Source organism: Pseudoalteromonas sp. Bsw20308 (genome assembly GCF_000310105.2).
In the GTDB taxonomy this organism is placed as follows: domain Bacteria; phylum Pseudomonadota; class Gammaproteobacteria; order Enterobacterales; family Alteromonadaceae; genus Pseudoalteromonas; species Pseudoalteromonas fuliginea.
The window spans coordinates 3911939-3924123 of the sequence record NZ_CP013138.1 but is presented as its reverse complement, the minus strand read 5'-3'; the positions used below and the strand labels follow the sequence as shown (position 1 = coordinate 3924123).

Sequence of the window (12185 nt, the reverse complement as noted above, 5' to 3'; positions counted from 1 at the left end):
ATTGATTGGTATCTACTTTAGTATTCAATATTGACTTCTGGCGAAGTTAAACTGTCACAAAACAAAGACCCGTTTGGGTTGTATGGTTAAGTGACTAAGCGTACACGGTGGATGCCTTGGCAGTTGGAGGCGATGAAGGACGTATTAACTTGCGATAAGCCTAGTCAAGCTAGTAAAAAGCGCTTGAGACTAGGATTTCCGAATGGGGAAACCCACCTGCTTGCAGGTATCGTTAACTGAATACATAGGTTAACGAGGCGAACGCGGAGAACTGAAACATCTAAGTACCCGTAGGAAAAGAAATCAACCGAGATTCCGAAAGTAGCGGCGAGCGAAATCGGAACAGCCCTTAAGCTTATTATGTGTTAATGGAAGGCTGCTGGAAAGCGCCACGATACAGGGTGATAGTCCCGTACATGAAAAGACATTTTAAGTGAAATCGAGTAGGTCGGAGCACGTGAAACTTTGACTGAATATAGGTGGACCATCATCTAAGGCTAAATACTCCCAACTGACCGATAGTGAACCAGTACCGTGAGGGAAAGGCGAAAAGAACCCCTGTGAGGGGAGTGAAATAGAACCTGAAACCGTGTACGTACAAGCAGTAGGAGCCCACTTGTTGGGTGACTGCGTACCTTTTGTATAATGGGTCAGCGACTTATATTTTGTAGCGAGGTTAACCGAATAGGGTAGCCGTAGGGAAACCGAGTCTTAACTGGGCGAATAGTTGCAAGGTATAGACCCGAAACCCGGTGATCTAGCCATGGGCAGGTTGAAGGTTGAGTAACATCAACTGGAGGACCGAACCCACTAACGTTGAAAAGTTAGGGGATGACCTGTGGCTAGGAGTGAAAGGCTAATCAAACCGGGAGATAGCTGGTTCTCCCCGAAATCTATTTAGGTAGAGCCTCGGACGAATACTTACGGGGGTAGAGCACTGTTAAGGCTAGGGGGTCATCCCGACTTACCAACCCTTTGCAAACTCCGAATACCGTAAAGTAATATCCGGGAGACACACGGCGGGTGCTAACGTCCGTCGTGAAGAGGGAAACAACCCAGACCGCCAGCTAAGGTCCCAAAGTCATAGTTAAGTGGGAAACGATGTGGAAAGGCCCAGACAGCCAGGAGGTTGGCTTAGAAGCAGCCATCCTTTAAAGAAAGCGTAATAGCTCACTGGTCGAGTCGGTCTGCGCGGAAGATGTAACGGGGCTAAACTATGCACCGAAGCTGCGGATTCAGAATTTATTCTGAGTGGTAGGGGAGCGTTCTGTAAGCGGTTGAAGGTGTACCGGGAGGTATGCTGGACGTATCAGAAGTGCGAATGCTGACATGAGTAACGATAATGGGAGTGAAAAACTCCCACGCCGGAAGACCAAGGGTTCCTATCCCATGTTAATCAGGGTAGGGTAAGTCGACCCCTAAGGCGAGGCCGAAAGGCGTAGTCGATGGGAAACAGATTAATATTTCTGTACTCGATATAATTGCGATGGGGGGACGGAGCAGGCTAAGCAAGCATAGCGTTGGTAGTCTATGTGAAAGTGAGTAGGGCGTTTGTTTAGGTAAATCCGGACGAACATTAAACCTGAGACACGAGACGAGTCACTACGGTGATGAAGTTGCTGATGCCATACTTCCAGGAAAAGCCTCTAAGCTTCAGATTATATGGAATCGTACCCCAAACCGACACAGGTGGTCAGGTAGAGAATACTAAGGCGCTTGAGAGAACTCGGGTGAAGGAACTAGGCAAAATCGTACCGTAACTTCGGGAGAAGGTACGCTCCTATCTGTGATGAGACTTGCTCTCTAAGCGGACGGGAGCCGCAGTGACCAGGTGGCTGGGACTGTTTATTAAAAACACAGCACTGTGCAAAATCGCAAGATGACGTATACGGTGTGACACCTGCCCGGTGCCGGAAGGTTAATTGATGGGGTTATCCTTAGGGAGAAGCTCTTGATCGAAGCCCCGGTAAACGGCGGCCGTAACTATAACGGTCCTAAGGTAGCGAAATTCCTTGTCGGGTAAGTTCCGACCTGCACGAATGGTGTAACCATGGCCACGCTGTCTCCACCCGAGACTCAGTGAAATTGAAATCGCAGTGAAGATGCTGTGTACCCGCGGCTAGACGGAAAGACCCCGTGAACCTTTACTACAGCTTGGCACTGAACATTGAACCTACATGTGTAGGATAGGTGGGAGACTTTGAAGCAGCGACGCTAGTTGTTGTGGAGTCAACCTTGAAATACCACCCTTGTAGTTTTGATGTTCTAACGTTGGCCCCTGAATCGGGGTTACGGACAGTGCCTGGTGGGTAGTTTGACTGGGGCGGTCTCCTCCTAAAGAGTAACGGAGGAGCACGAAGGTTGGCTAAGTACGGTCGGACATCGTACGGTTAGTGTAATGGTAGAAGCCAGCTTAACTGCGAGACAGACACGTCGAGCAGGTACGAAAGTAGGTCATAGTGATCCGGTGGTTCTGAATGGAAGGGCCATCGCTCAACGGATAAAAGGTACTCCGGGGATAACAGGCTGATACCGCCCAAGAGTTCATATCGACGGCGGTGTTTGGCACCTCGATGTCGGCTCATCACATCCTGGGGCTGAAGTCGGTCCCAAGGGTATGGCTGTTCGCCATTTAAAGTGGTACGCGAGCTGGGTTTAGAACGTCGTGAGACAGTTCGGTCCCTATCTGCCGTGGGCGTTTGAGAATTGAGAGGGGTTGCTCCTAGTACGAGAGGACCGGAGTGAACGAACCGCTGGTGTTCGGGTTGTCATGCCAATGGCATTGCCCGGTAGCTACGTTCGGAACTGATAAGCGCTGAAAGCATCTAAGCGCGAAGCAGGCCTCGAGATGAGTTCTCACTAGACTTTTAAAGTCTCTGAAGGGCCGTTGAAGACTACAACGTTGATAGGCAAGATGTGGAAGTGGTGTGAGCCATTAAGCTAACTTGTACTAATTACCCGTGAGGCTTAACCATACAACGCCAAACGCGTTTTATGTGATAGTGAAACACGCGAAGAAGTTAATATAACTAAAGTAGATATTACTTAGAAAGACTTAAAAAATATTATCAGATATTTTCCAAATTCAGTTAATGCGCAGAAATACGTATTAACGCCCAAATTTGCTTGGTGACAATAGCGTTTTGGACCCACCTGACTCCATGCCGAACTCAGTAGTGAAACGAAACAGCGCCGATGATAGTGTAGCATTTGCTATGTGAAAGTAGGACATTACCAGGCTTCAAATTGTAGAGAGCCCGACTAGAAATAGTCGGGCTTTTTTACGTCTGCAGAAAAGTAAAATACGCGTAATTAACACACACTCATATCGCGACACAAAGATAGTGTAGCATTTCACTGTGACTTTCTACCGCTGTGGGCACTACGACATTCTACTGCGTAGCGCACCGACTTCACATTGTAGAAAGCCCGAATCTAACGATTCGGGCTTTTTTACGTCTACAGAAAAGTAAAATACGCGTAATTAACATCCACTCACAGCAACATCCATCTCGTAGGTCGGGCGAGCGCGACTCCCAACGTAAAAGCACTGAAAGTACCCTTATAAAGCTTCTACTTCAATTCTAACCTTGGCGATACAGCTCAATATCTTCACTAAATCACAGTCGGATTTAAAAGCTAGCTACTTCTTCTCATTTTGTTGCAATTTCATTCTTGGTTTAATAAGTGACCTGTGTAAAACTAGCTGCGTTAATTTAGTAAATCAGGTGACATGAATGTCGAATATTAAAGCTTGGAAACTTATAAGCCTGTTTTGTTTGTTCGCAGTGCTTATGGGTTGTCAATCGAAAGAAGAGCAGCTGCAACAAACAATTCAAGAGTCTATTAAAAAGGCAGATACGGAGCTGTCTCAGCTTGGTACTGCACTCGATAATGGAAGTGTACGCAATGCTGTGTTACTTAAAGAATATGGCGAGCTTCTTAAAAAACAACAACCAGAGCTTACAAAAGTTGTTGATGTAATTACCCTTGATGCAACGCGCCAAGGCGCACTTTATAGTGGCTTAACACAGCGACTTAAAGATATTAAAGGAACTTACTTAATTCCTCCTTACGAAGATACGTTACATAGCATTGATTTGTTACGTGATGCATCTAAACCTACGCTATTTTCTGATGCGTTAACCGATCCTATCAATATGCTAGCTGATATGTCTAAAGGTGCTTTAGCGCGTGTAGGCGCAATTAGTAAGCAAGCTGAAGGTGAGGGTGTTGGTAACCAAATGGTAGGTAACCCTAACTATGGTAACTGGCAATCAAATAGTAACGGTATTAGCTTTTGGCAATGGTACGGAATGTACCGTATTTTAGGTGATGTATTTGATCGTGTTGAATATGGAAGCTGGAGTAAGCGCCGAAAGTATAGCTATTACAATGACTATGGCCGCTCGCGTTATTCAAGCCCTAAACAAATTAAAACCCAAAGCGCTTTAGAAACACGCACGCGCCAAACATACCAACGCCAAGGTAAGCAGTTTACAAGCCCTTATGCGAGTAAAAAAACAGGTGCATCAGGTTTAAGCCGTAATAGTTATACGCCAGCAAAAAGCCGCAGTAGTTATTCTCGTTCGAGCAGTTATAGCAATAGCTCAGGATCGGTGCGTGATAGCGGTAGCAGAACCTCTCGTGGCGTGAGCCGTGGTAAGTAAAAGAATAAAGTTGGAGTTAGAATAATATGTATGAATTTAATGGAATAACTATGTGGTCACTGCAAGCGCTGGCGATTGATTTTGCAATTATTGTTTTATTATTTGTAAGCCTTAAATATATAAAAGGCTGGGTTTCAAACTTACATGCAAATGATGAAATAACAGAGCGTGATAACTTTGCTTTTGGTATTAGCTTTGCCGCTGGCTTAGTGGCACTGGCGATTGTATTAACGGGTGTAAGTAGCGGAGCTTTTGCTGCAACACTGCAACAAGAAGCACTACAAATGTTAGCTTATGGCGCATTAGCAATTGTACTTATTAAGTTGGGTCACTTTTTTCAAGACAAAGTAGCTCTTCGTAAAGTAAGCCTGCACGACGAAATCGTTAAAGGTAACGTTACAGCTTCAATAATTGATTTTGGCCATGTTGTCAGTGTTGCTATCGTTATTCGCTCAGCTCTTTTATGGGTGGCTACTGACGGCTGGCATGGTCTTCCAATTGTAATTGCCGCCTTTATTATAGGTAGTGTTGTATTACTACTTGTTAGCCAGTACCGAGTGCAGTTATTTAAACGTACAAATAAAAGTGGCGACTGCCTACAACAAGCAATTGTTGATGGTAACTTAGCTGTGGGTATTCGTTACGCTGGATTTTTAGTAGGTAGTGCATTAGCTATTACAGCAGCAACGGGTGTTGCGCCATACGCTGCTGATAATATTAATGCGAGTTTACTATACTGGGCTATTAGCGCTGTTGTGAGCCTTGTCGCATTTATTATTTTGCACTTAGTGACAATTAAAATAATTTTATCTGGTTGCGATATTTCCGATGAAGTTAATCGTCAAAAAAATGTAGGTGTAGCTACTATTTCTGCAGCAGTATCATTTGCTGTAGGTATCACTATGGCAACCTTACTAGGCGCATAATCAGTGTCATCAACCAACACTCCCCCAAGTAAGTCTCGCTTACTTGGGCACGATATACTACTTATTACTGTTATGGCCGTGCTTGCTGGGTGCGGCCTTATTTATGAATACTTACTGTCTCATTATGCGGGCCGTGTACTTGGCTCGGTAGAGAGCGCTATTTACGCCATGATTGGTACTATGATTGTAGCAATGGGCTTAGGCGCTTTTTTAGCGCGTTGGTTTAAAGATGCATTTACCGCTTTTGCTTGGCTAGAAAGCATTATTGCTTTGGTTGGCATGGGCTGCATTTTAGCGATAGCGGGTGTAATAGCAGTTAGTTATTCTCTTCCTCATTTATTTTCGAGCATTTTTAATTTACCCCCAGATGTTGTGCTTAATGGTTACGTATTTCAAAAGCTACAAGAGTGGTCACGTTTTCTACCTTATGTTTTTGGTTTAATACTGGGCTTATTTATTGGTATGGAAATACCGCTTATAGCGCGCATTCGTCAGCATGTTTATGGCCGTTTTTTAGAAAACAACGCAGGGACTATTTATGGTGCCGATTATATTGGTGCTGGTATTGGTGCCGCCATTTGGGTAAGCATCATGCTCTCAATGCCTATAATGCAAGCTGCGGCGTGGACGGCGTTATTTAATATCATCGCAGGACTCGCTTTTTTATGGCGTTACCATGCCCATGTGCGCTTTGCTAAGGCACTTTTAGTTTGCCATATAGTACTGCTGGCATTGTTTGGCTTTATTTTAGTATTTGGCAGTAGCTGGATGAACAATCTAAGTAATGTTTTATACAAAGATAAAGTAATTTATTCGCAAGCAACCAAATACCAGCACGTAGTTTTAACCGAAAGATTAAGCAAAAACCAACCTCAGCCAATCACCGATTTATATTTAAATGGGCGTTTGCAGTTCTCAAGTATTGATGAGCAAATATATCATTCAATGCTGGTTTATCCTGCAATGCTTGCCTCTAACAGACACGACCGTGTATTAATAATTGGTGGTGGTGACGGGCTTGCACTTAGGGATGTTTTAAAATGGCCTGTGAGTGAAGTAACGCTAATAGATTTAGACGCGCAACTACTCAATTTATTTGGTCATAAAGACGGTGACTTTACGCCGCCAGAGCACATCAATAAGCGATTACTACAGCTAAACAATAAATCGATGCAAGACTCGCGAGCCAACATAATTGTGGGTGATGCATTTTTAGAAGTTGAAAAGCTGCTTGATCAATCTAAGCAGTTCGACACTATCTTAATTGATTTACCGGACCCAAATCACCCTGATCTAAATAAAATGTACAGTGACTACTTTTATAATCATGTACGTCAGTTATTAGCACCCGATGGCGCAATGGCGGTTCAATCAACTTCACCTTACCACGCTAAAAAAGCGTTTTTAAGCATTGCTAAAACAGTTAAAGCCGCAGGGTTTGAGTATGTTGAGCAGTATCAGCAAAACATACCTTCGTTTGGGCAGTGGGGCTGGACTATAGCCACTAAAATGGGTCAGTCTGCCAGTGGCCGTATTAATGATGCGACGGCTATGCCTGTGCCATCAAGGTGGATTAGTAAAGAATATTTATTGGCAAGCTTTGTATTTCCTAACCACTACTTTGAACAAGTTAAAAGTATTGAGGTCAATAGGTTAGGATCTGGTCAGTTGTATGATTACTACCGAACTGCATGGCAAATAGAAAGCGAATTGTATAAAAACTAACAAAATATGGTTGACATAATATGTCGGCCGTGAGAATCTTAACTCAGACATAATATGTCAAACGACAAAAGGCAGAGACATGGAATTAAATGAACTTTCAATAAAATTAGCTTCTTTTGAAACTGAAGGCGCTAACTTTGAGTCTTTCTTGATTGCCAACCCAGGCGAGCAAGATGTTTTACAAGTCATTGTTGATGGAAATGATGAACTTCCAATTTTTGTTACACAAACGCAAGAGCAGTTATTATGTATTAGCTACTTGTTTGACGAAGATGAAGTTAAGAGTGAATTACGCAACGAGTTAAACGAAACATTACTACGTTTAAACGTGCCAATTCCACTGAGTGCATTTGCTAAAATCGATAACAAATACGCGATTTTTGGTGCACTGTCGGTAAATTCATCATTAGATGACGTTACCCACGAACTAGTGACATTAGCCGATAACGCTATCGATGCACTAGAAGCCGTGACCTTGTATTTAAACGATTAATAGCCAGTTAGTGGAGTTAAGATTATGAGTATTTTAAAAAAATTATTTACAGCAGTACGTGGCGGCGCTCGTGAAGCAGGCGAAGCAATTGTAGACAAAAATGGTATCCGTATTTTTGAGCAAGAAATTGCAGACGCGCAAAATGCACTTCACCGTGCTAAAAAAAGCCTTACTGAAGTAATGGCTAAAGAAATGCAAACTAAGCGTAAAATTAGCGCTGTAGATGCATCAATCGCTGAACATGAAGCGTATGCAGGCCAAGCGCTTGAAAAGGGCAACGAAGCGTTAGCATTAGAAATTGCAGAAAAAATTGGTGACTTTGAAGCTGAAAAAGCTGAAAACGAGCAAGTATTATCTGGCTTTAGCAATCACATTGTTACGCTCAAGCAGCAAGTTAAAGATGCTGAAAAATCAATTAAAGAAAACCAACGTCAGCTTACAATGGTTAAAACCACTGAAAGCGTACAGCAAGCAACAATGGCTGTTAACAGCACGCTTAATACAAACAGCTCGTCTATGACATCGGCTCGTCAATCACTTGAACGCATTAAACAGCGTCAACAAGATCGTAGCGACCAGCTAGGTGCTGCAAAACAACTTGAGTCAGACGTAAATGGCGATGACTTAAAAGCAAAAATGGCTGAAGCAGGTATTGGCGACACAAGTCCAAAAAGCGCTGATATTTTAGCTCGCATCAAAGCGAAGCAAAATAGCTAACCATTACGTTTATACTTTAAAAAGGTAACCGAGTTTTGCTCAGTTACCTTTTTTGCTTAGAGGGCAGCCTTCCTATGTTTAATTTTTTCAAATCTAAAAAAGAGCCAGAGCGTCAGCTTAATCATCCGAGCGAGCTTAAAAAAGGCGACATGTTTAGCGTTATCGACTCCTTTGCTTATCCGGCATGGCTAAAAGGTGAAACGCTACGTGTTACTGGTATTCAGACTTACCAATATCAGCACAGTAGCGATACTGAATTTGTACTTGAGACAAACAGCGGCCAAGTTGTATTTTTACAAATTGAGCAAGATGACGGCGAGGAGTGGGCTAACTTTTCTATTAAAATTCAGCGCAACGAAGTTGAGGAGATATTTGGCCTTGATGAGTTTGCGCGTATTTTTGATGAAGAGTCGTTAACCCACATTACAGTGCAAAATACACCAGAGCGCTTTATGCAGTTTTTAGCTAAAAGCTATCAACAAAGCGAGTCGCCTTATGTGTGTTATTTCCATAATAAAGATTACCGCAACCAAACTTTGCCTCGTTATGAGCAAGAAGGTGGTGAGCCATGTGAAATGATTTGCTTAGCGTCAGATAATGAAGGTTTTGGTTTAAATATCGAAATTTGGGATGGCGGCGAAACCGAAGTATCGCTAACGCTCATGCGTCCAATGTCAGACATTGTAGACTTGTTTCCCGGAGATGCTAAGTGAGTGATGCTAAAGACAAGTGGTTACGTCAGGAGCAAGCTGTACGTGCCACACAAATGGCATTTGATCTAAGCAGTGAAGTTCAAAAGCTGATAAAAAAGCAAGCTATAGACCAAGAGTTAACACCGTCAGATATGATCCGTAAAATACTTGGCTTAGATGTAAAATCTAAAAAAACGCGTCAACGTTTATCGTTTAATTTAAATGATGATGAAATTGCGCAACTAGCCAGTCGCTTTGATGTCTCAAGTGATGATAAGCGAGCCGTAAAACAACAAGTAGCTGACTTACTAATTGCTCACACTAAAAAAACTAAGTAGTTACACTAGATTATTATGAATATTATTTTAATTGCTTACTTAATTATTTTTGCGTTGTTTGGTACAGCGGCGAGTTATTTTGTACGTTTTATTTATGCGTATTGGGTGCTTAAAACAATGCCCATGAAGTACATTATAAAAGCAGGTATTTGCGTGATACTGGTGGTAGTAATTTCAGCGTTAATTCCGTATTTAAGTTAACGCTGAAATTAAGTTTGATTTACTTTATATCAAACGACTGACATTGCTGATTAATACACAGCGATTGTACTTCAAGTACAGGGGAGCAATCGGTTAAGCCTTGTGCTGCATTTTTTATTTTTTCTTGCTTTGTTATGAGTTGCGCAATATTTTCAGCTTTTTCTTGCGGGGTGTTAAGTGTTGAGTAAACAACATATTTACTCGGTCCACCGCATGCGCGGGCGCCAACTTCAAGCACTTTGCACTGAAAGCTAGCGGTGCAGCTATTATCACTCACCATGTCATTCAGCTCATAGTTTAAGTCAGACAAGTTTTTACTTTGTTCATTGCTTGACGTTATTGTGCTAGCACAACCACTTAGTAATAAAATGCTGCTAGCAACGCTTAAAATTGATAGTTTAATTGCCGATGATAAACAACTCATAACGTTATCCTTAAAATGCACTTACCGCTGAACCTTCAAGTTTAACACATTTATTTTCAACACACTGCGTGCTTGGCGTTGTTAAATGCTGACAAATACTCATCATCCCTTTTTGTGCATTATAGTTACTTTCAAGCTTTGTAACTTTATCACTTAAGGCTGTTACTTGCTCTTCAGACGCTGATTTTGTTGAATACACAATAAAACTACTCGGTCCACCACATGCGCGGCTACCCACTGCATTTACCCTACATTGCGTGCTTGTATCACATTGCGTGTCTGCAATAAGTGTATTTAACTCGGTTTTAGCTGCTCTGATATCTTCTATTGAAACTTCTTTTAAATCGGCTTTCGGGATTTTTTCAGCAACTGATTTGTTTTGTGTTTTAGTATTCTCTTGTAATTTTTGAAGTACTGGCTTTGATGTTTCAGTTTCAGAGGTGACTGTTACTTGATCTGTTTCAGCTGGTGTTTTATCTAAGCATGCAGTTAAACAAAGAGGTAAAAGTATGGCTAACAATGGGGTACGCATAATAAACCTTGATAGTGATGAAATATTCATCACTATCATACACTGTGCATTTTTTACGGCAATAAAAACTATATAATCAAGTAATTAAAGTCCGCCCTGCGTTAGTTTGGTGGGATTAAGTAGCTTTTCGAGTTCTTCGCGCGGTAAATCAGTTTCCTGTTCAGCTACATCAATAATAGGGCGGGCTTCTTTATAAGCCTGCTTTGCTATTTTTGCTGCTTTTTCGTAACCGATCACCGGATTAAGCGCCGTCACTAAAATTGGATTTTTAGCGAGTGCTTTATCTATATTAGGCTGATTTACCTTAAAGCTGGCAATGGCTTTATCGCCCAATGCTTGCGCGCTATTGGCAAGTAATTCTATACTTTGTAAAATATTATAAGCAATGACTGGGAGCATAACGTTCAGCTCAAAATTACCCGCTTGGCCGGCTACCGTAATAGTGGCATCGTTACCTATTACTTGTGCACTTACCATGGCTACGGCTTCTGGTATTACTGGGTTTACTTTACCAGGCATAATAGACGAGCCTGGTTGCAATGCTTCAAGCTCTATTTCACCTAAGCCTGCAAGTGGTCCTGAGTTCATCCAGCGTAGGTCGTTCGCTACTTTCATTTGTGCGACAGCGAGTACTTTTAATTGCCCCGAAAGCGCAACTATGGCGTCTTGTGAACCTATGTTATAAAAAAAGTTACTGCTAGGCGCAAATCTAATGCCTACATTGGCACTTAGGTTTTCTGTAAATTTTGCTGCAAATTTAGGGTCTGCATTTATTCCTGTTCCAACCGCTGTACCACCTTGTGCAAGTTCGCATACACGCTCTAAACTATGTCTAATTCCTGCTGCAGCATGATTAACTTGTGACTGCCATGCACTTAGTGTTTGATCAAATGTAACTGGCATTGCATCCATTAAATGCGTACGGCCCGTTTTAACTATATGGCCTACCTCAGCTTTTTTATTTTCTAGGCTTTGCGATAAGTTTTCAAGCGAAGGAAGTAATTCATACACTACATTTATTGCACTACTGAGTGCGATAGCGGTAGGAACTACATCGTTAGAGCTTTGTCCCATGTTTACATCATCATTAGGGTGAATGCTTTCATTGCCTAATCGGCTAGCAAGTGTTGCAATAACTTCGTTGGCATTCATATTTGAGCTTGTGCCCGAACCTGTTTGAAAAATATCAACGGGGAAATGCTCAATGTGTTCGCCATCAATAATACTTTGACAAGCTTGCTCAATAGCATTTGCTTTGTCTTTACTTAGATGGCCAAGCTCGCAGTTACTTTGTGCAGCGGCTTGCTTTATATAAGCCAGTGCAGTGATAAATTGCTTTGGCATAGAAAGGCCACTAATCGCAAAGTTATTAACTGCTCGTTGTGTTTGCGCCTGATAGAGCGCATCAGTAGGTACTTGTAGCTCGCCCATGCTGTCTGATTCTGTTCTAAAGTTGCTCATAAGTGT

The 12185-nt window shown here is 42.3% G+C and carries 11 protein-coding genes and 2 rRNA genes; 10 read left to right on the top strand and 3 right to left on the bottom strand.

The features are described 5' to 3' along the window. Nucleotides 1-84 precede the first annotated feature (84 nt). The 10 genes from D172_RS17255 to D172_RS17210 all read left to right on the top strand — a co-directional run bounded on the left by D172_RS17255 (nt 85) and on the right by D172_RS17210 (nt 9762). Nucleotides 85-2975 (top strand): 23S ribosomal RNA (locus D172_RS17255). Nucleotides 2976-3125: 150 nt separating this feature from the next. Beyond that, nucleotides 3126-3240, top strand: a 5S ribosomal RNA gene (gene rrf / locus D172_RS17250). A gap of 497 nt (nt 3241-3737) precedes the next feature. Further along, a complete protein-coding gene (locus tag D172_RS17245) occupies nt 3738-4670 on the top strand; it encodes a hypothetical protein (protein ID WP_007377920.1) in 933 nt (310 codons plus the stop codon). Nucleotides 4671-4696: 26 nt separating this feature from the next. Then, nucleotides 4697-5596, top strand: a complete 900-nt coding sequence (locus D172_RS17240; RefSeq protein ID WP_024589503.1) for a DUF350 domain-containing protein — start codon at nt 4697-4699, stop codon at nt 5594-5596. Between the two features lie 3 nt (nt 5597-5599). After that, nucleotides 5600-7321, top strand: a complete 1722-nt coding sequence (locus D172_RS17235) for a polyamine aminopropyltransferase (RefSeq protein WP_007377918.1) — start codon at nt 5600-5602, stop codon at nt 7319-7321. 79 nt (nt 7322-7400) lie between these two features. Continuing rightward, nucleotides 7401-7814, top strand: a complete 414-nt coding sequence (locus D172_RS17230) for a YjfI family protein (protein ID WP_004335098.1) — start codon at nt 7401-7403, stop codon at nt 7812-7814. A 24-nt stretch (nt 7815-7838) separates the two neighbouring features. Continuing rightward, nucleotides 7839-8531 carry a PspA/IM30 family protein gene (locus tag D172_RS17225; RefSeq protein ID WP_007377917.1) on the top strand — a complete coding sequence of 231 codons (693 nt, stop codon included), beginning with the start codon at nt 7839-7841 and terminating at the stop codon, nt 8529-8531. 74 nt (nt 8532-8605) lie between these two features. Continuing rightward, a complete protein-coding gene (locus D172_RS17220) occupies nt 8606-9244 on the top strand; it encodes a DUF4178 domain-containing protein (RefSeq protein ID WP_007377916.1) in 639 nt (212 codons plus the stop codon). Next, a complete protein-coding gene (locus tag D172_RS17215; protein WP_007377915.1) occupies nt 9241-9561 on the top strand; it encodes a hypothetical protein in 321 nt (106 codons plus the stop codon). The genes D172_RS17220 and D172_RS17215 overlap by 4 nt, the downstream gene beginning before the upstream one ends. Nucleotides 9562-9576: 15 nt before the next feature. Further along, entirely contained in the window at nt 9577-9762 is a 186-nt protein-coding gene (locus D172_RS17210) for a hypothetical protein (RefSeq protein WP_007377914.1), read from the top strand. A 19-nt stretch (nt 9763-9781) separates the two neighbouring features. Here the strand turns inward: D172_RS17210 and D172_RS17205 are convergent, their stop codons facing one another. The 3 genes from D172_RS17205 to D172_RS17195 form a co-directional block, all read right to left on the bottom strand. Beyond that, nucleotides 9782-10186, bottom strand: a complete 405-nt coding sequence (locus D172_RS17205) for a hypothetical protein (protein WP_007377913.1) — start codon at nt 10184-10186, stop codon at nt 9782-9784. 10 nt (nt 10187-10196) lie between these two features. After that, on the bottom strand, nt 10197-10718 hold the full coding sequence (locus tag D172_RS17200) for a hypothetical protein (protein ID WP_007377912.1): 522 nt from the start codon (nt 10716-10718) through the stop codon (nt 10197-10199). An 84-nt stretch (nt 10719-10802) separates the two neighbouring features. Next, on the bottom strand, nt 10803-12179 hold the full coding sequence (locus D172_RS17195; protein WP_007377911.1) for a class II fumarate hydratase: 1377 nt from the start codon (nt 12177-12179) through the stop codon (nt 10803-10805). Nucleotides 12180-12185: the final 6 nt, after the last annotated feature.

What these genes read in the sequence shown, in the direction of transcription:
- D172_RS17245 (WP_007377920.1), top strand. Translation starts at nt 3,738, where the DNA reads ATGTCGAATATTAAAGCTTGGAAACTTATAAGCCTGTTTTGTTTGTTC.
- D172_RS17195 (WP_007377911.1), bottom strand. Translation starts at nt 12,179, where the DNA reads ATGAGCAACTTTAGAACAGAATCAGACAGCATGGGCGAGCTACAAGTA.
- D172_RS17200 (WP_007377912.1), bottom strand. Translation starts at nt 10,718, where the DNA reads ATGCGTACCCCATTGTTAGCCATACTTTTACCTCTTTGTTTAACTGCA.
- D172_RS17220 (WP_007377916.1), top strand. Translation starts at nt 8,606, where the DNA reads ATGTTTAATTTTTTCAAATCTAAAAAAGAGCCAGAGCGTCAGCTTAAT.
- D172_RS17240 (WP_024589503.1), top strand. Translation starts at nt 4,697, where the DNA reads ATGTATGAATTTAATGGAATAACTATGTGGTCACTGCAAGCGCTGGCG.
- D172_RS17225 (WP_007377917.1), top strand. Translation starts at nt 7,839, where the DNA reads ATGAGTATTTTAAAAAAATTATTTACAGCAGTACGTGGCGGCGCTCGT.
- D172_RS17210 (WP_007377914.1), top strand. Translation starts at nt 9,577, where the DNA reads ATGAATATTATTTTAATTGCTTACTTAATTATTTTTGCGTTGTTTGGT.
- D172_RS17205 (WP_007377913.1), bottom strand. Translation starts at nt 10,186, where the DNA reads ATGAGTTGTTTATCATCGGCAATTAAACTATCAATTTTAAGCGTTGCT.
- D172_RS17230 (WP_004335098.1), top strand. Translation starts at nt 7,401, where the DNA reads ATGGAATTAAATGAACTTTCAATAAAATTAGCTTCTTTTGAAACTGAA.